Source organism: uncultured Arthrobacter sp. (genome assembly GCF_902805515.1).
Taxonomy (GTDB): domain Bacteria; phylum Actinomycetota; class Actinomycetes; order Actinomycetales; family Micrococcaceae; genus Arthrobacter_D.
Genome location: NZ_CADCTE010000066.1, coordinates 91,939 through 115,477 on the forward strand (window position 1 = coordinate 91,939; position 23,539 = coordinate 115,477).

At 70.5% G+C, this 23,539-nt stretch carries 14 protein-coding genes and 1 pseudogene; 6 read left to right on the top strand and 9 right to left on the bottom strand.

Translation table 11 applies throughout. The features are described from left to right. Nucleotides 1-42: 42 nt before the first annotated feature. Together QZX79_RS05640 and QZX79_RS05645 are read right to left on the bottom strand one after the other, a co-directional pair. Entirely contained in the window at nucleotides 43-3,009 is a 2,967-nt protein-coding gene (locus QZX79_RS05640; RefSeq protein ID WP_294565859.1) for a UPF0182 family protein, read from the bottom strand. 306 nt (nucleotides 3,010-3,315) lie between these two features. Continuing rightward, nucleotides 3,316-4,413 carry a PDZ domain-containing protein gene (locus QZX79_RS05645; protein ID WP_294565820.1) on the bottom strand — a complete coding sequence of 366 codons (1,098 nt, stop codon included), beginning with the start codon at nucleotides 4,411-4,413 and terminating at the stop codon, nucleotides 3,316-3,318. A gap of 324 nt (nucleotides 4,414-4,737) precedes the next feature. Between QZX79_RS05645 and QZX79_RS05650 the strand changes: the two genes are divergently transcribed. Continuing rightward, complete coding sequence (locus QZX79_RS05650; protein ID WP_294565862.1) at nucleotides 4,738-6,168, top strand: zinc-dependent metalloprotease; 1,431 nt, start codon at nucleotides 4,738-4,740, stop codon at nucleotides 6,166-6,168. A 127-nt stretch (nucleotides 6,169-6,295) separates the two neighbouring features. Here QZX79_RS05650 and QZX79_RS05655 read toward each other — a convergent pair whose 3' ends face one another. The 3 genes from QZX79_RS05655 to nudC form a co-directional block, all read right to left on the bottom strand. Beyond that, entirely contained in the window at nucleotides 6,296-6,772 is a 477-nt protein-coding gene (locus QZX79_RS05655; protein ID WP_366484720.1) for a M48 family metallopeptidase, read from the bottom strand. Nucleotides 6,773-6,854: 82 nt separating this feature from the next. Further along, a complete protein-coding gene (locus QZX79_RS05660) occupies nucleotides 6,855-8,957 on the bottom strand; it encodes an ATP-dependent DNA helicase UvrD2 (protein ID WP_294565823.1) in 2,103 nt (700 codons plus the stop codon). Next, nucleotides 8,954-9,913, bottom strand: coding sequence for an NAD(+) diphosphatase (gene nudC, locus QZX79_RS05665; protein WP_294565828.1), 960 nt, complete (start codon nucleotides 9,911-9,913; stop codon nucleotides 8,954-8,956). The genes QZX79_RS05660 and nudC overlap by 4 nt, the downstream gene beginning before the upstream one ends. A 142-nt stretch (nucleotides 9,914-10,055) precedes the next feature. Between nudC and QZX79_RS05670 the strand changes: the two are divergent. Next, nucleotides 10,056-10,955: pseudogene (locus QZX79_RS05670) on the top strand (phosphotransferase); the annotation flags it as partial. Between the two features lie 866 nt (nucleotides 10,956-11,821). Here the strand turns inward: QZX79_RS05670 and QZX79_RS05675 are convergent. From QZX79_RS05675 to QZX79_RS05685, 3 genes are read right to left on the bottom strand one after another with little or no spacing between them, the layout of a single operon-like run. Continuing rightward, complete coding sequence (locus QZX79_RS05675) at nucleotides 11,822-15,277, bottom strand: ATP-dependent DNA helicase (protein ID WP_366484722.1); 3,456 nt, start codon at nucleotides 15,275-15,277, stop codon at nucleotides 11,822-11,824. Next, nucleotides 15,274-18,588 carry an ATP-dependent DNA helicase gene (locus QZX79_RS05680; RefSeq protein WP_294565830.1) on the bottom strand — a complete coding sequence of 1,105 codons (3,315 nt, stop codon included), beginning with the start codon at nucleotides 18,586-18,588 and terminating at the stop codon, nucleotides 15,274-15,276. Before QZX79_RS05680 ends, QZX79_RS05675 begins: the two co-directional genes overlap by 4 nt. Nucleotides 18,589-18,618: 30 nt before the next feature. Beyond that, complete coding sequence (locus QZX79_RS05685) at nucleotides 18,619-19,092, bottom strand: MGMT family protein (protein ID WP_294565831.1); 474 nt, start codon at nucleotides 19,090-19,092, stop codon at nucleotides 18,619-18,621. On the opposite strand from QZX79_RS05685, the gene QZX79_RS05690 reads away from it, so the two are divergent. The 4 genes from QZX79_RS05690 (at nucleotide 19,091) to QZX79_RS05705 (ending at nucleotide 22,839) form a co-directional block, all read left to right on the top strand. Further along, complete coding sequence (locus tag QZX79_RS05690; protein ID WP_294565833.1) at nucleotides 19,091-19,804, top strand: 3'-5' exonuclease; 714 nt, start codon at nucleotides 19,091-19,093, stop codon at nucleotides 19,802-19,804. The genes QZX79_RS05685 and QZX79_RS05690 overlap by 2 nt on opposite strands. Nucleotides 19,805-20,056: 252 nt before the next feature. Further along, entirely contained in the window at nucleotides 20,057-21,064 is a 1,008-nt protein-coding gene (locus QZX79_RS05695; RefSeq protein WP_294565837.1) for a methionine ABC transporter ATP-binding protein, read from the top strand. Continuing rightward, entirely contained in the window at nucleotides 21,061-21,804 is a 744-nt protein-coding gene (locus tag QZX79_RS05700) for a methionine ABC transporter permease (RefSeq protein ID WP_294565840.1), read from the top strand. The genes QZX79_RS05695 and QZX79_RS05700 overlap by 4 nt, the downstream gene beginning before the upstream one ends. Nucleotides 21,805-21,996: 192 nt before the next feature. Beyond that, entirely contained in the window at nucleotides 21,997-22,839 is an 843-nt protein-coding gene (locus QZX79_RS05705; RefSeq protein WP_294565843.1) for a MetQ/NlpA family ABC transporter substrate-binding protein, read from the top strand. 140 nt (nucleotides 22,840-22,979) lie between these two features. On the opposite strand, the gene QZX79_RS05710 is transcribed toward QZX79_RS05705, so the two are convergent. After that, the coding region (locus QZX79_RS05710; protein WP_294565846.1) for an aminotransferase class III-fold pyridoxal phosphate-dependent enzyme at nucleotides 22,980-23,539 on the bottom strand (560 nt) is incomplete at its 5' end.

Sequence of the window (23,539 nt, forward strand, 5' to 3'; positions counted from 1 at the left end):
GCCGCGGGATGGGGAGGCAAATCGGGGCTGCCGCCCGGCCGCCTAGCCGTTGTCCCCTTCGGCCGGTGCCTCGGTCGCTTCACCCTCGGCCGGCGCTTCACCCTCGGCCGGCGCTTCGCCGTCGGCCGGTGGGACGACCGTGCCGGTGATCTCACCCTCGGCGTCCAGCGCGCGCTGCAGCGCCGCATTCAGCTTGTCCTGGGCTGCGCCGTAGGCGGCGAAGTCGCCCTCGGCCAGCGCCGTCCGGCCTTCCTCGATCGCCTCGTTCGCCTCAGCAAGCGCATCGCGGAGCGCCTGCTGGGCGGTCGGGTCCTCGGTCGGAGCCGGCGGCGTCCCGGGATCGGTGGGCGTCTCCCCCGCGTTCTCGGAGTCTCCGGCGCTTGCGCCGGAATCACCACCGAACACCTGGTCGAGGGCCTCATCGAGGGTCGGGGCGAATCCGACCTTCTCACCGAAGCTCGCCAGCACGCGCTGGAGCGTCGGATAGGACGACGCACCGGAGGACTGGACATAGACCGGCTGCACATACAGCAGGCCACCGCCAACAGGCAGGCTCAGCAGGTTGCCGTTGATCACCTCGGAGGCGCCCTGCCGCAGCAGGTTCAACGCGTTGGAGACCGTCGGGTCGGAGTTGAAGCGGTTCTGCGCCTGCCCGGGGCCGGGCACCGAGGTCGAGCGCGGCAGCTCGAGCAGCCTCAGCTTGCCGTAGTCCTCCGACTTCACCCCGGCCTCACTGCCGGCGTCGCCGACGGCCGAGAGGAACCCGTAGAGCACGTTGCGCGCTTCCCCGCCCGGCTCGACGAAGGGAATGAACGGGGTCGTGAGCGAGAAGGCCGCCTCGTCCTGGCCCGGGACCTTCAGGGACAGGTAGAACGGAGGCTGCTTCACGTCGGCGCTCTCACCCTCGGTGGGGTCGTCGGGAACGCTCCACGCGTCGCTGTTGGCGAAGAACACGTCGACATTCGTGACGTGGTAGCGGGCCAGCAGCTCGCGCTGCACCTTGAACTGGTCCTCGGGGTAGCGGACGTGCGCCATCAGCTCGGCGGACATCTCGGTGTAGGGCTTGATCGTGGTGGGGAACACCTTGCTCCAGGCCTTCAGGACCGGGTCCTGGTCGTCCCAGGCGTACAGCTCGACCGAGCCGTCGTAGGCGTCGACGGTCGCCTTCACCGAATTGCGGATGTAGTTGACCTGGTCGGCCGGCAGCGGGGTGGACAGGTTGTCCGCCGTCTGGGAGTCGATCGTCGCCGATTCGAGCTCCTGCTGCGTGGAGTACGGGAAGAACTCGTTCGTGGTGTACCCGTCGACGATCCACTTGACCCGCCCGTCGACGATGGCCGGGTAGGAGTTGCCGTCAACCGTGAGGTACGGCGCGAGCTTCTCGACCCGCTCGCGGGGAGTGCGGTCGTAGAGGATCTGCGATTCGCTGTTGACCGCATCCGAGAGCATCAGGTCGGTCGACTGGAACTTGATCGCGTACACGAGCTTGTTGAAGAAGTTGCCCACGCTCGGGCCGCCCTCACCGGCGAAGGTGTTCTTGGACTCCTCGTCGGAGTCATCGCTCTGCGGGCGGTCGATCTCGCGTGGGTCGGCGCCTTCAGGTGCGCCGACGATCGAGTACTCGGGGGACGCTTCGCCGAAGTAGATCCGCGGTTCGTAGGTCTCATCGCTGCCGAGCACCCCCGCGGAGGGGATGCCGGAGAGGGTGAAGGAGGGCTTGCCGTCGGCTTCGACGAACGAGCCGCGGGCGGCGACGACGCCGTAACCGTGGGTGTAGAGCACGTGCTCGTTGACCCACCCGGCCGGAACGCCCTCGGGGTTGAGCTCGCGGGCAGCGATCACGGTGTCCTGGACCTCGCCGTCGACGGTGTAGCGGTCAACGTTCAGGGTCGGCGGGAACTGGTAGTACTGGCGGAACTGCTCGAGCTGGCTGAAGGCGTCGGACACGAGGTTCGGGTCGAGCAGGCGGATGTTAGCCGTCGTCTCCGCGTCCTCGCGCAGCGCGCCGGGCTCGGCGGTGGTCTTGGCGTTGTAGGGAATGGCCTCGACCTGATCGAGGCCATAGGCAACCCGGGTCAGGTCGATGTTGCGCTGGATGTACTCCCGCTCGAGGGTCAGCTCCGACGGGGTGACCTGGAACCGCTGGACCACCCAGGGGTAGACGCCGCCGGCGAGGATCGCGGTGATGATGAGCATCGCCGTCCCGATGATGGGCAGCCGCCAGCGGCCGATGACCGCGGCGACGATGAACAGGACCGCCACCAGGATGGCGGCGACGGCGAGGATGGCCTTGGTGGGGATGACCGCGTTGACATCGGTGTACAGCGCGCCGGTCCAGCGTCCTCCGGTGTTCTGCAGGGTGGCGTACCGGTCGAGCCAGTAGTTCACTCCCTGCAGCAGGAGGAACAGGGCCGCGATGACGGCGATCTGGACCCGGGCCGCCTTCGTGGTGAACAGGCCCTTTTCCTCGAGCCGGATGCCGCCGTAGAGGTAGTGGGTGAGCACCGCGGCGATCGCGCTGATGATCGCGACGCTGGTGAGGAAGCCGATGAGGAAGCCGAAGAACGGCAGGGAGAACATGTAGAAGGAGAAGTCCAGGCCGAACTCGGGATCGGTCTCGCCGAAGGGCTCCTGGTTGATGAACAGCAGGACCTGCTGCCACTGGGAGGCGGCGGCCGTTCCGGCGAAGGCGCCCAGAACGATCGGGATGCCGAGCATGAGCAGCTTGCGGATCGGCTCAAGCTGCGCCTGGTACCGGTTGAGGTTGTCCTGCATCACGCTGTCCGGCGCGTAGATGGGCCGGCTGCCGTAGGCGATGCGCAGGCTCGCATAGACCGCGCCGGCCATGACGACGAAGGCGGCGACGAACAGGGCGATCCGGGAAAGGTTTTCGGTGAGGAACACGCCGAGGTAGCCCAGCTGGTTGTACCAGAGGATGTCGGCGTAGACCTGCGAGAGGTACACGAAGGCGATGACGATGACCGCGACCACGATAACCGTGGGAATCAGGGGGCTGCGTCGTCGGGCGGGTGCTGTCGCTGTGGAACTCGAAGGGCTCGGTCTGCTGCCGAAGGGCCGGTCTGGTCCGGATGTCACATTTACCTCATCGTTGGCGGCTGTGGGTCACGACGACGAGCACAAAACGGTCTGCTGCAGGCCCGCGGGCCGGAAACATGGCGCAGTCTCTGCCTTCGTGGTTCCATTCTGCCCTGTTAGCGCACGGGCGGTACAACTCAGCGGCCGATTACGCCGCTTCGCCGCGAATCGTTCCGCAATCGTGTCCTGGCAGGGGTCCCCGAAAGTCCGGAAATCCGGTCAGCTGCAGGTGGGCAGGCCGGCGCCGTCCCCGCCCGAACCCAGCTCCTCGACGGCGTCGACGGCCTCCTCGAGGGTGCCGACCTTGACCACCTTCAGCCCGTCGGGCACGTGGCCGACGACCTCCGCGCAGTTCTCGGCCGGGGCGAGGAAGAACTCCGCGCCGCTCTCGTGCGCGCCGACCAGTTTCTGCTGGATACCGCCGATCCTCCCGATCGCCCCGGTGGAGTCGATGGTCCCGGTGCCCGAGAAGTGGCGCCCGCCGGTGAGGTCACCCTCGGTGAGCATGTCGATGATGCCGAGGGCGAACATGGAGCCGGCGGAGGGGCCGCCGACATTGTCGAGGGCGATGGTGACGTCGAAGGGGAAGTCGAACTCCGAGGTCAGCAGGACCCCCAGCTGGTAATCCCCTTCGGGAGACTGTTTCGGGGTCACCGACACCTCCTCCGCCGATCCGGCGCGGAGCACTTCGAGGTCGACCCCTGCACCAGCGGCGTCCGTCAGGGCGCTGCGTAGGGTATCGATGTTCTGCACCGGGGCGCCGTCGATGGAGGTGATGGTGTCGCCGGGCTCGAGGACTCCCGCTGACGCCGATTCGTCGGCGAGGTCCACCACGGTCAGCGATTCCTCGTAGGGGATGTCCAGGTGCCCCAGCGCCGCCGCGATCGCGGACTCCTGGGAGGAAATCATGGAGACGGTGTTGCGTTCCTCGATGTCCGACCGGGTGGTGCCCGGAGCGTAGACGAGTTCCTCGGGGCGCACGGTCTGGTTCGGGTCGATCCATGCCCGGAAGGCATCGAAGATGCTGACATCGCCGTTGGGTCCGCCGCTGACGTACACCGTCGTGAGGTCGAGCTCCCCCTCGGGGTCGAAGGTCTCCCGGCCGGAGATTTCGATCAGCGGCTGTGAGCGGGCCTCCCCGATGGTGTTGAACGTCGGCCCGGGCGCCTCGAGGACGTATGGCGCCGGCAGCAGCACCGCCGCGGCGCCGAGCCCCAGGGCGAGCGCACCGGAGGTCACCATGGCCCGGACGCGGGGGTCACGGGGGCGTTCCGGCTCCACGGGTTCGTAGGTTCCGGAGCGGACGGGCTGTGACACGATGGGGTTTCCTTTTCCCTGGCGCGGGCCGTTCGGCCCGGCCAGCGGGGCACGGGAGGACGAAGGGATCTGCTCTACAACCCTAAACGGTTCGGGTCCCGGCACCGTCCCGGGCCGGGTCTTTGCCCTCAGCGAACTCCCGCAGGGCTTCTAGGACAAGCCCGCTCCCCTGCCGGTAACGTTGCCTCAACAGCTGCGCGGACCGGTGCCACGGCATGCAGGACCGGCAGGCCTTTTCAGCGACTTCCAGGACTGGTGGTATTAGTGACCAACCCATCCAACCCCTCCAACGGCGACGACTCCCCCAAGGATCCGCTGTCGGAAATGATCGCGAGGCTGCTCGGCGGTGACGCCGAGGGGTTCGATCCCACGGAGATCGCCAAGGCGGCCGGCCTGCCGTCGGATCCCCAGGCGATGGCGATGATGATGCAGCAGGTCCAGGCCATGTTCTCGGCCCCCAGCAGCGGTCCGGTGAACTGGCAGCTCGCGCACGAGCATGCCCGGCGGGTGGCCGCGGCAGACAACGATCCCTCGGTCACCTCCCTGCAGCGCCGGGCCGTCGACGAGGCCCTGCGCGTGGCCGAAATGTGGATCGACCCCTTCACCGCGTTCCCGCCCACCGGGCAGCTCGGCCGGGCATGGTCGAAGGCCGAGTGGATCGAAGCGACGATGGGTACCTGGCGCCGGCTGACCGAGCCGGTGGCGGTGAGTATCTCCAAGGCGCTTTCGGACACGCTCTCGGAGCAGCTGCCCGATGAGATGAAGTCGATCCTCGGAATGGCAGGCGGCGGTGCCTCGATGTTCCAGAACATGGGCGGGGCGATGTTCGGGATGCAGCTCGGCCAGGCCGTGGGCGCGCTCTCCAAGGAGGTGCTGGGCTCGACCGACATCGGCGTCCCTCTCGCCGACGGCCAGATGGCCCTGCTTCCCGCCAATGTGCGCTCCTTCGGTGAGGGCCTGGACATCCCCGAACAGGAAGTGACGCTCTTCCTTGCGGTCCGGGAGGCCGCCCATGTGCGCCTCTTCACGCAGGTGCCGTGGCTGGCGGGCCACCTCATGGGCACCATTGAGCGGTATGCCCGCGGAATCCACATCGACATGACCAAGATCGAGGACGCCGCCCGCGAGATCGACCCCTCGAATCCGGAATCGATGCAGGCGGCCCTGTCGCAGGGGGTGTTCATGCCCGAGCGGACGGCGGAGCAGGAGGCGGCGCTGTCCCGGCTCGAGACGGTGCTGGCCCTGGTCGAGGGGTGGGTCGACGAGATCACCGCCGCGGCCGCGGTCAACCTGCCCTCGGCGGCCGCGCTGCGCGAGACCGTGCGGCGGCGCCGGGCCAGCGGCGGACCCGCCGAGCACGCCTTCGCCTCCCTGGTCGGACTCGAACTGCGCCCGCGCCGGCTGCGCGAGGCCGCCGCACTGTGGGCCCACCTCACCGAGGAGCGCGGGCTCGAGGGCCGCGACGCCATCTGGGAGCACCCGGACCTGCTGCCCACCGCCGAGGACCTCGATGACCCGACGGGCTTCACCGCCCGCCGCCAGCTCATCGAGTCGGCCGGGTCCGACGTCGACGCCGCGCTGCAGCGCCTGCTCGCGGGCGACTTCGAAAAGCCGGACGTCCCGGAAGACGGGGCCGACGGAGCCGACGGAGCCGACGGCGGGGACGGCCCGCAGGACGGCGGTTCCGGGGAGGGTCCCGACGGCGGGGACGGGCCCGGGGCTGAAGACCGCGGCCCGGACGGACGCACGCCATAACGACCCACGCACCCGGTAACGACGGAAGCACCCGTTAACGACAAACGCACCGGTTATTGCCGGTGCGTTTGTCGTTAACGGGTCCGCCTGTCGCGGGGTGGTGCGCGGAGCGCCTGCGGAGCACCCGCTAGCGGCCGGCCAGCCCGTGGTCGGCCGCGAAGGCCGCCCCGGCGAGGAAGGCCTTGGCCTTCTCGGTGTCCGGGTAGGACTCGAGCAGGCGCCAGAAGACGCGGTTGTGGGACGGCTCGATCAGGTGCGCCATCTCGTGGAGGATGACGTAGTCGACCACCCAGTCGGGCATGCCGCGGAGCTTGTGCGAGAGCCGGATGGAGCGGTGCACCGGGGTGGCTGAGCCCCAGCGGGAGTTCTGGTTGGTAACCCACCCGATGGTCGCCGGAATGCCCCGGCCCCCGAGGTAGCGCCCGGCGAGGTCGGCTGCGCGCTGTGCCAGGGCCCGGTCGGCGGCCGCGGGGTCAGAGGCCTGTCCGGCGCTCCGGCCCTGAAGCTTTAGGACCATCCGGGCCACCCATTCCTTTTCCTGCGCCCGGGTGAAGGTGGCGGGAATGGAGACGATCATCGTCCCGTTGCGCACATCCGCGCTCACAGTGCGCCGCCGCCGCGCGGACCGGCGAACCTCGACCGGCATCGGCTCTGCCGTGCCAGGGCCGCCGGCGTGCGGGGAGGGCTCAGTCATTCCGGCTGATGATGTCGATGACCGCTTCGCCGTAGCGCTCAAGCTTCGCGGAGCCGACCCCGGCCAGCTCGCCGAGCTCCTCAAGGGTCTGCGGCTTGGCCTCGGCGATCGCGATGAGGGTGGCGTCAGTGAACACGACGAATGCCGGGACGTCCTTGTCGCGTGCCTCCTCCAGCCGCCACCCCCGCAGCGCCTCGAACGTCTCCTCGCGGTAGGTGGCCGGGCAGTCGCCGCAGCGGCCCATCTTGCGCTCGGAGCCCGAGCCGAGCGCCTTCCCGCAGACGCGGCACACCGCCGGCGCGGCGGCCTTGCGCACCTTGCGCGCCGCCGGTTGCCGGAACGTACGCGCGCCGGCTCCGCCCGGGCGCAGGGCGTCGAGGAACCTCGACGGCTTGCGGGTGGCCCGGCCCCCCGGCGAGCGGGAGGTCGACCAGGACAGCGCGAGGTGGGCCCGCGCGCGGGTGATGCCCACGTACAGCAGCCGGCGTTCCTCGTCGATCGCCTCCTGGGTGTCGGCGAAGGAGATCGGCATCAGCCCCTCGCTCAGGCCCACGAGGAACACCGCATCCCACTCCAGGCCCTTGGCGGAGTGGAGGGATGCGAGGGTGACGCCCTGTACGGTCGGGGCGTGCTGGGCGGCCGCCCGTTCCTCAAGCTCGGCAACGAACATCCGGAGGGAGAACGACTCGCGGGTGCGGGACAGCTCGTCGGCCAGGCCCACGAGCGCGGCCAGGGATTCCCACTTCTCCCGCACGGCCCCGGAGGTCTGCGGGGCGGTGGAGGTGTACCCGAGGGAGGAAAGGACGTCGCGCACCTGCTGCGGGACATCGTCCTCGCCCTCGGCGCGGGCCGCCGCCCGGAGCTGAAGCAGCGCGTCCCGAACCTCGCGGCGGGCGAAGAAGCGTTCCCCGCCGCGCAGCTGGTAGCCGATGCCGGCGCTGGCGAGCGCCTGCTCGTACGCCTCGGACTGCCCGTTGGTCCGGAAGAGAATAGCGATTTCGCTCGCCGGTACGCCGGAGGCCAGCAGCTCACCGATGCGCCGTGCCACCTCGGCGGCCTCGGCTTCGTCGTCGGTGCACTCGGTGAAGACCGGTTCAGGCCCTGCCGGGCGCTGCGCGACCAGTTCGAGCGGAGCCGACCAGGAGGTGGCCCCGGCCCTTCGGTCCACCTCGCTGCTGCGCGCGGCGAGGAGCGTGTTGGCCAGCCGGACGACCTGGGGCGTGGACCGGTAGTCACGGACGAGCCGCACCACCTGGGCACCCTCGTAGCGGCTGGTGAAGTCCAGCAGGTGCCGCGAGGTCGCGCCGGTGAAGGAGTAGATGGTCTGGCTGGCATCGCCGACCACGCACAGCTCCTGCCGGTCGCCGAGCCACAGGTCGAGGAGGCGCTGCTGCAGGGGCGAGACGTCCTGGTACTCGTCGACGACGAAGTGCCGGTACTGGCTGCGGACGGTCGCGGCGACCTTCTCGTCCTCCTGCAGGATCCCCACCGTGGTCAGCAGGACGTCCTCGAAGTCGATCAGGTTCCGGTCGATCTTGAGGTCCTCGTAGGCCGAAAAGATCCGGGCAACGGTGGTGAGGTCCATGCCCGCGGGTTCCGCCCGGCCGGCGGCGGCCGCGACGTAGCTGTCGGGCATCAGCATCGACACCTTCGCCCACTCGATCTCGGCGGCGACATCCCGAATGGCCGCACGGTCGGTGGACAGGCGCAGGCGCCGGGCGGCCTCGGCGATGAGCTGGGCCTTGTGGTCGACGAGGGCAGGCAGGGGCCCGCCGACCGCCGAGGGCCAGAAGTACTGGAGCTGCCTCAGCGCGGCGGCGTGGAAGGTGCGCGCCTGGACGCCGCCTGCGCCGAGGTCGCGCAGCCGGGTGCGCATCTCGGCGGCGGCCCGGGCGGTGAAGGTGACGGCGAGGACCTGCTGGGGCTTGTACACGCCGGTGTGGACGCCGTACGCGATGCGGTGGGTGATGGCGCGGGTCTTGCCCGTACCGGCGCCGGCCAGGACGCACAAAGGGCCGGCCAGCGTCGTGGCCACGGCGCGCTGTTCGTCGTCGAGGCCATCGAGGATGCGTTCTTCAAACGGCTGATCACTCAATGGAAACGGGCTCCGTCCGGTTCGCCCTCAAGCGGTCCGCCGTACCAGCGCTCGATCAGGGCGCGGGCGATGGAGATCTCCCCCGCCACGGTGATTCGGCCGTCGCGGAGGTCCTCATGCAGTTCCCGGCGGGTGAACCACCGAAGCGTCTCGATTTCGACACCGTCCGGCGTCAGGTCGGTACTTCCCGCCACCGCCGTGTAGCCGAGCATGAGGGAGGCGGGGAACGGCCACGGCTGGGACCCGAGGTACTGCGGGGAATGCACCCCGACCCCGGACTCCTCGGCCACCTCGCGGAGAACGGCCGACTCAAGTGACTCGCCGGGCTCCACGAAGCCGGCGAGGGTGGAGAACCGGTTGGCGGGCCAGGACACCGCCGAGCCGAGCAGGATCCGGTCTTCGGCGTCGATCACCGAAACGATGATGGCGGGGTCGGTGCGCGGGTAGTGGAGCGAATCGTCAACCGGGCAGCGGCGCACCCAGCCGCCGTCCTCGGGCACGGTGGGGCTGCCGCAGCGCGGGCAATGGGTGTGGGTGGCATGCCAGTGCGCCAGTGCCGCGGCCTCGACGAACAGGCCGACGTCGCGGGCGTCGAGGGACGCGGCAACCTCGCGCAGCCCGTGCCACTCCGCGTCCGGGGCGAGCGCTTCGTCGACGTCATCGAGCATTACCAGCACCACGTGGGCGCCGGCGGCCCGCGCCCCGGGCAGGACCCGGCCCAGGTAGACCGGGTTCTCCGGGCGGGGCACCTCGTCCGTGCCGAACAGCCGCAGCGCACCGCCGGCCAGCGGGGAGCGCCCCTGCGCCAGGACCAGCACCTGGGTGTCGGTGGACGCCCACAGCGTGGTGAACAGGTCGGGGGTGAGCCGGAAATCGGCTCCGCGGTCGGCGTGGGAGCGGGAAAGCGGAAGGGAAACGAGCGGCGGCTGGAGGAGGGTGCGCAGGGGTTCGCTCATCCTTCTACGGTACTAACTTGGTCCCCCAAAAGACATTTGGGGGCCGGGACGGTGGAGGAGAAGTCGCGGAATTTCAAGGCATTCGGCGACTCGCCGCCGCCGAATTGTCCCGAGGTGCACCGATGCACCTACCGTTGACAGTGTGAAACGGACTCCCATGGAACTTGCTGCCATCGCCAGCGCCGCTGTGCCTGGGCTCGCACCCACCGGTGTTACCGGTGCCCCGGACGACAGCGCGGATTTCGACGCCGCCCTGCTTGTGGACGCCGCCGGCAAGCAGTGGAGGGTCCGTTCCCCCCGTCACCCGGAAGCCAGCATGCGCCTCGAAACCGAGCTGCAGGCCCTGCGGGCCTTCACCCCGGCAGTCCGGGCCGAGCTTCCCTTCCTCATCCCGCACATCGCCGGGAGCGTCCGCCAGGGCAACCTGAGCACCTTCGTCTATTCGCACCTCGAGGGCAGCACCCGGGACCTCGAGACCCTCGCGGCCGGCGGCCGCGGCATGGCAGCCGAGATCGGGAGGGCGCTGGCGGCCATCCACGAACTGCCCAAGGCGCTCGTGCAGCAGGCCAACCTTCCAAGCTATGAAGCGAACGAGTTTCGGACGCGGAAGCTCAACGAGCTTGACCAGGCGGCGACGACGGGCCGGATCCCCTCGGTCCTGCTGCGCCGATGGGAGCACGCCCTCGAAGACGTGACCCTGTGGCGCTTCAGCCCGACAGTGGTCCACGGGGACCTGCACGAGGACCACCTCCTGATTTCGGGCAGCCGGATCTCGGCCGTGACCGGGTGGACCGACCTGCGGATCGGTGATCCTGCCGACGATTTCGCCTGGCTCGCGGCCGTCGCCGATGCCTCCTTCGTGGACTCGGTCTACGCCGCCTATGCCAAGGCGCGCGGCGCAGCCGACCAGCACCTTGCCCGGCGCGCGGCGCTGGCCGCCGAGTTCGCCCTGGCCCAGTGGATGGTGCGCGGTCTGGCCATGGAGGATCCCCAGATGATCGCCGAGGCGCACGACATGATGGCCTCCCTCGAGGCCGATGTTGTGGCCTTCGACCTCACCTCCCCCGGCGACGGGCACGGTGCCGCACGCGGCGTCTCCGGAACCCGGGGGACCGCGGGCCCGGGAACCACGGGACCCGGAACCACGGGAGCAGCGACAGTGGTCACCACACCAGCCGGATCCACTGCGGCGGGCAGCACGACGGTTACCGGCAAGGCGACCGGCACGACGGCGGACGGCGAACGTCCGGAGGCCCCGGCCGGCACCGCCGGAGGACCCAAGCCGACGGTGGTCACCCCGACCGTGGTGACCCCACCGGTGATCGCCCCGACGATGATCGCCCCCTCGGTCGTCGCACCCGTGGCGGTTACGTCGGCGGACCCGGCGCCGTCACCGGGCCTCCCCGCTCCGGAGCTCGGCCAGCAGGGAAAGACGCCCGCCCAGGATGCGGCACAGTCCTCCCCGGACAAGCCGGCCGAACCTGCCGCCGATCCGGCGGCACCGTCCGTCCCCGCCCCCTCGACCCTTCCTGCGGTCCAGCGGGCCGGGAGCCATGCCGCCACCCACGGGGTGCAGGGCGATGGCACGAACGAAACCCTCCCGGCGGTGACCCGCCTCCGCCCCGCAGGCACACCCTCAACACCGGCCGCCGGGTCGACCGACCACCTCGCCACCACGGCAATCCCGATCATCTCCTCCCACCGCTAGGGGCTCCGCGCCTGGAGGCAGCCCGCCTGGCTGCCCCGCCCGTGGAGTAATGCCGGGAGTAATGCCGGGAGAAATTGGCCCGGGAGCAATTGGCCTCGAGTAATCAGCCTCGAGTAATCAGCCCGGGGTGATTCGCTCGACACGATTCGGCCGGTGAGTGCCCAGGAATGCGCTCCGGCGGCGGCACCCAGCGGGCGGCCCTACCCGCCGAGCTCGACAGCGGCGGCGATAATCCTTTCCAGTTCGGCTTCCCCGGCGAGGTCGTGCGGGCGGATCAGGGCGTTGTCCGCCACATAGAAGAAGGCGGCCCGGACCGATTCCAGCGGCACCTCCTTGAGCCGGGCCCAGGCGAGCCGGTAGAGGGCGAGCTGGACCGACTTGGCGGCACGTTTCGCCTCGCTGGGCGGCCGGCCGGTCTTCCAGTCGATGAGGTCCCACCCACCGTCGGCATCCTGGAACACCGCATCGATGCGCCCGCGCACGATGACTCCGCCGACCTTCGTCTCGATGGGCACCTCGATCCCGGCCGGGGTGCGGGCGGCCCAGGACGAGTTTCGAAAAATCTCGGCCATCTCGTCAAGGCCGAGCGCCTCGTCGACATGGGCATCGGCGGCTCCCGGGTACTCCCCCAGGTCCAGCATGCCGCTGGTGCCGTAAAACTCCTCGATCCAGGCGTGGAAGGCCGTCCCCTTCCGGGCGGCGGAACCGGGCTGGCGCGGCACCGGCCGGCGCAGCTGCGCCAACACGGCGGCAGGGTCTTCACCCAGTTCGACGAGCGTCGACGCCGAGATGTGGGCCGGCAGGGTCACCGGGAGTTTCTCCTCGTCCTGGGCGCGCCGGGCGAGGGCGAGCTCGACCTCCCGGCTCCACCGGCCGGCCGGGGGCGCCCACGCCTCCCGCGCGCCCGACCCGGCGGCGGCGAAGGCCTGCGCCGCTCCCGCGACGGCGCCGGCCGCCTCGCTCAGGGCCGGACGCCGCGGACCGAGTGGATCGATGGGCCAGGTTGCGCGCTGCGGTACGGCAGCGGCAGGGTTTTCGTCGCCCTCATCCTCCGCGGCCAGCCAGTGCAGGACGGCGAATCCCTCCTCCCCCTGTTCGGCCAGGGTGAGCAGGTCCAGCAGGTAGCCCGAGGCGGGCGTGGGCCGCGTGCGTCCGCCGCCCCAGGCCGAGGAGGTGCAGACGAGGACGTGCTTGGCCCGGGTGAAGGCCACATAGGCGAGCCGGCGTTCCTCCCGTTCGGCATGGGCCCGCGCTTCGTCGGCATACCGCTTCTCGCTCTCCAGCCACTCCTTCGCATCGGGCTGATCCCAGTCCCACTGGGGCAGCTCGGGAGCGTCGCCGCGCAGGGTCCAGGGGATGGCCGAATCGCCGCTGCTCCACCGGGACGCCGTACCGCTGGGGAAGGATCCCTCATTCAGCCCTGGAACGAGCACCACATCCCATTCGAGGCCCTTGGAGGCGTGAACGGTGAGCAGCTGGACCGCCTCGCGGCTTGCCTCGAGCTGGGTGACGGGGAGCCCGTCCTCCTCTGCGTCGGCCGCCTCGAGCCACGCGAGGAAGGCCGGGAGGTCGACCCTTTCGGCCGTCGAGGTGAATCCGGCCACCGCCTCGGAGAAGGCATCGAGGTTCCGGCGGGCGTCGTGGATGCCGACGCCGGGCTTGGCCGCGACCTCGATGTCGAGCAGGATGCTCCGCTCCACCTCACCGATGATCGTGCCGAGGTCGTCCCCCACGTAGTCCCGCAGCCGCCTCAGCTCATTCCGCAGTCGTTCGAGCCGTTCCCTTCCCTCACTGGTCAGGCTGCGGCCTGCCCCGGACTCCCAGCCTTCGGGCGGGAGGTGGTCAACGGCCTCGACCAGGCTGCCGCTCTCGGCTGCGTCCGGGGCGATGACGGCGTCGTCGTCCCCCTGCGCTTCCCCGGCACGCGTGGAACGCCCGGCCGCCGCTTCCCGTGCCCGGGCCAGCTGGCGGGACCAGTCGCCGAGCGCCATCAGGTCGGCGGGCCCGATGCGCCAGCGGGCACCGGCCAGGAGCCGGAGCATCGAGTCGGAGCGGTCAGGGTCGCCGAGGACCCGCAGCACGGCGAGCATTTCCACGATCTCGGGGGTGCGCAGCAGCCCGCCGAGGCCGACGATCTGCACCGGGATGCCGTTGCGCTCAAGCTCACGGCGGATCGGCTCGAACTGTTTCCGGCCGCGGCACAGCACGGCGATGGTCGGGCGCAGCCGGTCGCCCGCGTCGTCGCGCTCAAAGGTGCGCCGGGAGTGGAACATCACCTCGGCCGCCACGGCCTCGGCCTCGGTGACGGGCCGGGGCGCGCCGGGACCGGCCGGCCCGGAGGCCTCCGCCGGCCGGTCACCGGCCGGGGCATCCGCGAGGAACCGTCCGATCCGGACCTCCCCCAGCGGTGCGCCGGGCCGGGGGCTCAGGCCGGGAACCGTCAGCGACGGCGCGGAGCGGAGCCAGGGGGCGGGCACGTTGAGGGCGGCGGAGACGGTGTTGGCGGCGGCCAGGATCGCCGTCGAGTTCCGCCAGGCGACCGAGAGGTTCGAAACCGGCGACGGCACCAGTGCTCCGCCCGGCGCCCCGACCGGGAAGGCCGTCCGGAAGGTGCCGAGCTGGCCCGCGGAGGCTCCCCGGAAACCGTAGATCGACTGGTGCGGATCACCCACCGCCGTGACGGCCCTGCCGTCGGCGAACAGCCGGGAGAACAGGACCATCTGGGCGTGGGACGTGTCCTGGAACTCATCGAGCAGGACAACCTCGTACTTCTGCCGTTCCATCGCGGTCGCCTCGGGAATTTCCTGGGCGATCCGGGCCGCGAGGGCCACCAGGTCGCCGAAGTCGAGCTGCCGCCGTGCCAGCTTCGCCGCAGCATACTGGTCGACCAGCTCGGTGACGCTTACCCGTGTCCTCAGCTTGTCCAGCAGGTTGGCGACCGCCTGGGTCGGTTTGCGCGCCGAATTCAGCGAATACTGAAGGCCTTCGACAGCCTCGATGTGCTCCCGCAGCGCGGTCCGCACCACCGAGGGGGGCGTGAGGTGCTCGGCGCATTCCCCGGCCATGCCCAGTACAGCGTTCACGAGGGTCGACTTGGCGGCGGTGAAGTGGCTCCACTCCCCGCTGTACGCCTCGACGACGGACACCGCGAGCTGCCAGGCCTGAGCGGTCCCGAGCATCACCGAATCGCGTTCCACCCCGATGCGGAGCCCGTAGTCCTGGACGATCCCATTGGCGAAGGAATGGTAGGTCGACACTGTCGGGTCCAGCCGGTCCTGACCAGGGGCATCCTCACCGTCGAGGGCGCGGTACAGCGCCGCCAGGCGCTGCCTGATCCGGGTCCCGAGCTCGCCGGCAGCCTTGCGGGTGAAGGTCACCCCGAGGATCTGCTCGGGGCGGACCAGTTCGTTGGCGACGAGCCACACCACCCGGTCCGCCATCGTCTTGGTCTTGCCCGAGCCGGCTCCGGCGACCACCAGCAGCGGCTCCAGCGGGGCCTCGATGACACGCGCCTGGTCGGCGGTAGGGTACTGAACCGGCGAGGCCGGGTCGGTGTGGAGCAGCTCCGCCAGCGCCCGGGCCGAGAAGCGCATGCCTGCCGCCCCGGTAGGGTCGCCGGGCCCGCCGGCGGGCCGGTTCAGAACGTTCCGGCTCACTCGGTGACCTGCTTTCCCTCGGCGCACAGCGGGCAGATCTCCGGAAGCCGGCACCCGCTGCCGCCGAATCCGGACCGGCCCGGATCGTGCACCGATTCGAACTCGGCGGCGGCCATCAGCAGCGCAGCCTCGCCGATCATGTCCTTCGCCCAGGTGTCCCCGGGTTCCAGGGGAGGCTGTTCCTGCACCGAGGCGCCCTTCGCCGTCGTCCCGAGCTGCACCAGTGCGGCGCCGCCCGGGGTGTCCGACCCGGCGGCGTCGAGCAGGCCGCCTTCGCCCACCGCCGCCTGGTAGGCCGCCAGCTGCGGGTGCTGGCCGAGCTCGGCCTTGGCCGGCGCGGACTTCCCCGTCTTCAGGTCCACCACCACGAGGCGGCCCGCGGCGTCGATTTCGAGCCTGTCGATCTGGCCCTTGAGCCGCGCCGTGCGCTCGGCGTCACCGGCCGGCACGGGGATGTCGACGGTGAAGTCGACCTCGGTGGCAACGAGGGACCGGCCGGCCTGGCGGGCGTCGACAACATAGGCGGCGAGCTTGCGCACCATGGTTTCGGCCCGCCGGTAGTCGAGCTTGCCCTCCCAGTTCTCCTTCATACCAAGGGTGGGCCAGCGGCGCTGCAGTTCGGCGACGTACTCTCCGCCGCTGGCGTGCGGCAGGTCCTGGGCGATCTGGTGCACCAGGGTGCCCAGCGAGCGGGCGAAGTCGGTGGCCGGTTCCCCGCCGGCGGCCGAGACGAACCAGTTCAGCGGGGAGCGGAGGACGGATTCGACCTTGGAGGGCGAGACCGGGATGGCCGCGTCGGGCGGGACCACAGGACCGTCGGAACTCAGCGGCAGCAGGCCCCACCACTGGGAGGGGTGCGCACCCGGCACCGGCGGTGAGACCCCGGCCATGCGGCCCAGGTGCAGGACTGCTTCCGCGGCCAGGGCCGGGCTCCGCGCCGGTTCCTGCACGAACTTGCGCAGTTCGGCCACCAGGGCGCGCAGCGTGAGGGGACGCTGCACCTCGGTGCGGGCCCGCTCGTCCACTCCCGGTGGCAGCGGGTCAACGAGGTCGAGGAACTGCGAGGGCTGCTCGTCCGGGGAGGACACCCCGATACACAGCAGCTGCTCCGAGGCCCGCGAGACGGCGGTGGAGAAGGTCCGCAGCTCGTCGAACCGGATGTCCTGAAGCAGGCTCAGCGGGTCCCGGTGCTGGCGGAAGGAGGCGCCGTGGTCCAGCAGGGCGCGCAGTTCGCCCGATCCGAGCAGCTCCCCGCGCAGCCTCAGGTTGGGCCACACCCCTTCCTGCAGCCCGGCGACGATCACCAGGGGCCAGTGCCGCCCGGCAGCGCTGGCCGGGGTCAGGACCGACACCGACGCCCGCCGGTGGGCCCGGGGGGCGAGGGTGTCCATCGGGAGTTCCTGGCTCAGGAGGTATTCGAGGAAGAGCCCCGCCGGGGCACCGGGCATCTGGTCGACGAACCGCTCGGCGGCCTGGAAGAGGGCAAGCACGGCATCGAGGTCGCGGTCGGCGCGGGCGGAGGACGGCCCTTCGGCGACGGCAGCGGCGGACCAGGTGGCGGAGAGGCCCGAGGCCGACCACAGCGCCCACACCACCGACTCCGGGTCGCCCGCCGAGGCGAGCGCGCTCCGGCCCGCCTCGATCATCCGGGCGATGCGCTGCACCGGGCGCGCTTCCCGCGGCAGGGTGCCCGCCGGCACGGGCGCCGACAGCAGCTCAACGAGGAGTTCGTCGCTGGTGCGCCCGCCGCCCTCGGTGAGCTCCTCACGGCGCAGCACCTGGCGCAGGCGCCGCAGCTCAAGCGGGCTGGCGCCGCCGATGCGTGAGGTGAGCAGCGAAACACACAACTCGGGGGTGATCCCGGTGGCGCCCACAATCACCGAGAAGATGTCCAGGAGGGGCCGGACGGCCGGTTCGTCGCGGATCGCCGTCTCGGCGGCGGGCACATTGACCGCGAGCCCCTGGGCGGTCAGGAACCGCTGGACCGCCTGGACCTGGCCGCCGTTGCGGACGATCACGGCGATGTCATCGAAGCTGCGGCCGTCGTACAGGTGCGCCTCGAGGATCCGCTGGGTGAGGTAGCGCTGTTCATGGAACACGGAGTCGACGAGGTGGACCTCGACTCCGGGCGCCGCACCGGCCGGGACGGATCCGGCGTCGGGCGGAGTGGGACCGGTCCCTGGAGCCGGGTCCTCCCCTGCCCGCCCAACCTGCTCCGTTGACGGCCGCCCCGCCAGCTGGCGGTAGGCACTGCCGGCGCCGGCCGTGGCGATGCGGGAGGCGACATTCCGCCACGCCCCCAAAAGGTGCTCGTGCAGGGTGAAGGAGGTGGGAAGCACCACGGTGCGCAGGCCCTGGCCGGCGTCGAGCAGCTCCTCGAGCCGCCCGGTGAGCTCGGGCCGGGCACCGCGGAAACCCTGGACGGCGGTGTCGGGGCAGGAGGTGATGACCGCCTCGCTGCCCTGGGCCAGGAGGCCGAGCAGGGCGTGGATGGCCGGGTTCGCCTCCTGGTAGTCGTCGACGAGGATCAGTTTCAGCCGCGCCCGTTCCTCATCGAGGAACTCCGGGTCCTGCTCCAGCAGCTGGCGCGCCCCGGTGAGGATGCCAGCCGGGTCGAACGCCTCGGGCATCCTCAGGTCGAGGACATCGCGGTACTCCTGGTAGAGGGCGGCGGCCGCGCTCCAGTCGGGCCGGTCGAAGCGCAGGCCCCACGCGTGGAGTTCCTCGGCGGAGGCTCCGTACTCGCTGACCCGGTCAAAAAGCTCGCGGATCTCCTGCCGGAAGCCGCGCGTGCCCAGCGCCAGGGCCAGGCTGGCCGGCCAGGCCAGGGACGGAGCGCCCTCGCCGCCGTGGCCCGCGAGGAGCTCCTTGATGATGAGGTCCTGCTCGGCGCCCGAGAGCAGACGGGGAGGCCGGCTCAGATGGGGCATCCGGCCCTCGATCTTCGCGCGGCGGATCAGGTCGAAGGCGTAGGAGCCCCAGGTGCGGGCCGGGGCCGTGCTGAGGCTGCGGTCAAGGCTGCTGGTGAGCTGATCGCGCAGCCGTGCCGCTGCGGCGCGGGTAGGGGCCAGGAGCAGGAGCCCAGAGGGCTCGAGGAGGCCCGAGTTGATGCGGTGGACCGCCAGGTCGACGAGCAGCCGGGACTTCCCCGCCCCCGGGCCGCCGAGCACGAGCGTCCCGCCGGGGGCCGGCGGGGCGGTCACCACCGACGCCGCGTCCGCGAAGCCGCGCGGGCGGCCGGGAGAGCCCGGGTCGGTGAGCGCACCGGAGGTTTCGGCGTCGGTCCCGGGGCCGGAAAGGGTGGTGGTCATGCCTTAAGCCCATCACGAGGTACCGACAATTCAGGCCAGGGTCGGCGCTGTGTCGGTCTCGGACTGCCCGCGCAGCCGCTCCCGGATCCGCGTCAGCTCGCCCAGCTCCTCCGGCGAGGGGGTCCACCGGGCGGAGCGGAGATCGACGGCGTAGTCGCCGTCCCGCTCCCGGCCGCCCCGGGCGGCGCGCAGCGGGGTACCCTCGGCGGCGTAGTGGGGGTGTGCCTCCCCGGCGAGCCCGCGGGGAGGAAATCCACCCGCCCGGATCACGCGCCACCAGGGCACGGCCGATCCGCTGCGGCTCATCGCCGCTCCGACCTGCCGCGGCCCCCCGCTCTCGAGCAGTTCGGCGATATCCCCATAGGTCAGCACGAACGCCGGCGGGATGAGCCGGGCCACGTCGAGCACCGACTCCTGATAGTCGGCAGCGCTCCTCATGGCTTCAAGCCTAGCCGGAGCGTCGCCACCGGAAACGTCGGTGGCTGCCGTTAGCGTGGAATCCATGACCAGCTGGCACTCCCTCCCCCGGGCAGGGTTCGACCTCGAAACCACCGGGCGCGATCCGTTGGACGCCCGTATCGTCACGGCCTCCATCCTGGTTGTGGACGGCGGCGGATCCGTCGTTGAGCAGCATGAGTGGCTTGCGGATCCGGCGGTGGACATCCCGGAGGAAGCCGCGGCGATCCACGGCATCAGCACCGCCTACGCGCGGGCCCACGGCCAGCCGGCCGGCACCGTGGTGGCGGAGGCGGCAGCGGTCCTGCGGCGGCTGTTCTCCTCCGGCGTGCCCGTGCTGGCGTTCAATGCCCGGTACGACTTCACGGTCCTTGCCCGCGAGAGCGCCCGGTACGGGCTCGATGCGCCCGCGCCGTCGCCGGTGCTCGACCCGTATGTGATGGATAAGCAGGTCGACCGCTACCGGCGCGGCAAGCGGACCCTGACGGCCATGTGCGAGCACTACGGGATCGAGTTCGAAAACGCCCACACCTCGGCCGCCGACGTGCTGGCCACCCTGCGCGTCGCCGAAACCCTCGCGGTCCGCTACCCGAGCCTCGCCCGGCCCGCCGAAGACCTGCACGAAGCACAGGTGGTGTGGGCCGACCGTCAGGCCGCGAGCCTTGAGGAGTACCTGCGGCGTGCCGACCCGGAAGTGGTCGTGGAGCGCGCCTGGCCGGTGATTCCCGACCCGGCGGAGACCCTCCTCGTCGCCGGCTGAGCAGGCCCCGGGCATCGAACTGCCCCGCGCGGAGTTCCGGGAGCACCCGAAAGAGGTTCCGGAAGGGCCCCGGAGTGACCGGAGCAGGGCCGGCGGAGGACCGGGCTCCAACTTTTTTACGGTGCATGACGCACACCGGTGTGACCCGGCACACACAATTTCGCCGGCCCTTTGGTCCATGCGACCATCGAAGGGTTATCCAAGTGCCGCAGCGCCGCGCCGAATCCATTTCCAGCCAAGCCATGAGGATCCATGATTACGGTTACTGAGCTGCGCAAGTCCTACCGCCAGGGCGGACGCACCATTGACGCCCTCGACGGCGTCAGCCTTGAGGTTCCGCGCGGAACGATTCACGGCGTCATCGGTCATTCCGGAGCCGGCAAGTCGACACTGGTCCGCTGCCTGACCCTGCTCGACCGCCCCACATCCGGCTCGGTCTCCATCGACGGCCGGGACCTCACCTCCATCAAGGACTCCGAGGTGCGTTCGGCGCGCCGCCGGATCGGCATGGTCTTCCAGCACGCCAACCTCCTTGACTCCCGCACCGCCGCGGGCAACGTCGCCCTGCCTCTGGAACTCGTGCGGCTCTCCAAGAGCGAAAAGGACGCGAAGGTCGCCCGCCTGCTCGGCCTCGTCGGCCTTGCGGAGTTCGCTGATGCCTACCCTTCCCAGCTCTCCGGCGGCCAGCGGCAGCGGGTGGGCATCGCCAGGGCGCTCGCCGCGGATCCGACGGTGCTGCTGTGCGACGAGCCGACCTCGGCCCTCGACCCGGCCACGACCGATGAGATCCTCGACCTGATCCGTGACCTGGCGGACACCCTCGGCCTGACCGTCCTGATCATCACCCACGAAATGAACGTCGTGAAGCGGATCTGCGACTCCGTCTCGCTGCTGGAGAAGGGCCGCGTCGTGGAACAGGGCCCCCTGCGCGAGGTGGCCGGTTCCCTCAACGGAAGGCTGGTCCAGGCGCTGCTGCCGCTGCCGCCCCACAACCCGTCCGGCACGGGCCCTGTCCTCGACCTGCTCACGGCAGGCGGCTCCGGCTCGGGCCCGGTACTCTCCGAACTCTCCCGCCGCTTCTCCCTCGACGTGACCCTCCTCGCAGGGAGCGTCGAAACCCTCGCCGGCGAGCAGTTCTCACGGATGCGCGTGGGGCTGGCACCGGCCGCCGAGGACAACGCTCCGGCCGAACCCCTTGAATTGAACGAGGTGGTATCCCACCTTCGGGCCCGCGGAGTCACGGTGGAGGTGGCGGCATGAACTTCCTTGAGCAGATCGCAAACAATCCCGGGCTGACCGAGGCGCTGCCCAAGGAGTTCGCCGCAACGCTTCAGATGATCAGCATCTCCGGTTTCTTCACGGTGCTCATCGGACTCCCCCTCGGGGTCTTCCTCATCGCGAGTGCGCCGGGCGGGCTCCGCCCGATGCCGGTGACCCACCGCATCCTCTCGGATGTCGTCGTGAACATCACGCGCTCGGTCCCGTTCGCGATCCTGATGGTCTCCCTCATTCCGCTGGCACGCCTGATCACCGGCACCTCGATCGGCCCGGTCGCGGCCTCGGTGTCGCTGAGCATCGGCAGCATCCCGTTCTTCGCCCGGATCGTCGAGACGAGCCTGCGCGACGTCGCCACCGGCAAGATCGATGCGGCCCTGGTGATGGGATCCACCCGCATGCAGGTGATCCGCAAGGTGCTCCTCCCCGAGGCCCTGCCCGGGCTCATCGCCGGTTTCACCTCCACCCTCGTCGCCCTCGTCGGATACTCGGCGATGGCCGGCATCATCGGCGGCGGCGGCCTGGGCCGGCTCGCCTACAACTACGGGCTCCAGCGCTTCGATACCACCGTGATGGTGGTGATCATCGTGATCATCGTCGCGATCGTCCAGCTGATCCAGCTGGCCGGGGACCGGGCCATGGCCCGGGTGGACCACCGCAACGCCGCGACCGCGGGGGCGGGACGGCGCCGCCGGCGCGCCCCGGTGCCCGAGGTCTCCGCCTAACCAGGCCTCGTCCACCGAGGTTTCGACTCCACCGGGTTTCGACTCCACCGGGTTTCGACTCCACCGGGTTTCGACCCACGCAGGTTTCCGCATGCCGGACCACCATCCGGCCGCTGCGGTACGGCAGCCAGTAGCCGCTAGCTGCCCCGTTTCCGGCCCCTGGGCGCCGGACTTCCGAAAGGAAACGCACCCGTGCGTAAACTGCTCTCCCTTGCCGCCACCGGCCTTGCAGCCACCCTCACGCTCTCCGCCTGCGGCGCCTCCGCTGCCGAAAGCGAGACCGTCGAATCCCTGGATCCGGCCAACCCCGTGACCGTGACGGTCGGTGCCAGCCCGCTGCCCCACGCCCGCATCCTCGAATTCGTTGACGAGAACCTCGCCGAGGAAAGCGGCATCGACCTCGACATCGTTGAGTTCGACGACTACACCACCCCAAACATCGCCCTGAAGGACGGGGACCTCGACGCCAACTACTTCCAGCACCTGCCCTACTTCGAGCAGCAGGTGGAGGGCCAGGGCTACGAGTTCTCCCACGGGGAGGGCGTCCACATCGAGCCGTACGCCGCCTTCTCGGAGAAGCACGACGACGTCTCCGAGCTTCCCGAGGGAGCCCGGATCGCCATCACCAACGACCCCTCCAACCAGGCCCGTGCGCTGACCCTGCTGCAGGAAGCCGGGCTGCTGACGGGCATCGAGGAGGAGGCCTCGGTCCTCGCGCTCACCGAGGCGCAGAACCCGAACGGCTACGAGTTCGTCGAGAACCAGCCGGAGCTGCTGCTCAACGACGTCAAGGACCCGTCGGTGGACCTGGCGATCATCAACGGCAACTACATCCTCGACGCCGGGCTCAACACCGACGACGCCCTGATCGTGGAGTCGACGGAGGAGAACCCGTACGCGAACTTCCTGGCCTGGAACACCTCTTCCGAGGGTGATGCCCGGATCGAGAAGCTCGACGAGCTGCTCCACTCCGACGAGGTCCGCGCCTTCATCGAGGAGCAGTGGCCCAGCGGAGACGTCACCCCCGCGTTCTAGGCGGTACCTCCCCGCTTAGACACCCACTGCTTAAAGATCCACCGCTTCAACATCCACTGCTTAAATATCCACTGCGCAGTAATGCCGGACCCCGAGGGGTTTTCCGGTACTTACTGCGCAGTGGATGTGTTTAAGGGTCCCTAGGCCGGCTGGGCGGCCGCGGCGGCCTTGGCCGCCGCCGGCAGCGCCGCGAAGATCTCCTCCATGGCGGCGTCGTCGTGCGCCGCGGAGAGGAACCACGCCTCGAACACCGACGGCGGCAGGTACACCCCGGAGTCGAGCATCGAGTGGAAGAACGGCCCGTAGCGGAAGGCCTCCTGGGCCTGGGCGTCGGCGTAGTTGCTCACGCCCCGCTCGGAGGTGCCGAAGGCGACGCTGAAGAGGTTTCCGGCGCGCTGGATCGAGTGGTCCACCCCTGCACGGCTCAGCTCCTCCGAGAGCGCGGTCGAGATTTCGAGGGACCGGGCGTCGACGTGGCGGTAGACCTCGCCGGTCGCCGCGGTCAGCGTGGCGACGCCGGCGGCCACGGCCACCGGGTTCCCCGACAGCGTCCCGGCCTGGTAGACCGGCCCGATCGGGGCGAGGTGGTTCATGACGTCGGCGCGGCCGCCCAGCGCCGCCGCCGGGATGCCGCCGCCGATCACCTTGCCGAAGGTCAGCAGGTCCGGCGTCCACGGCTCGGCCGCGTCGGGGGCTCCGC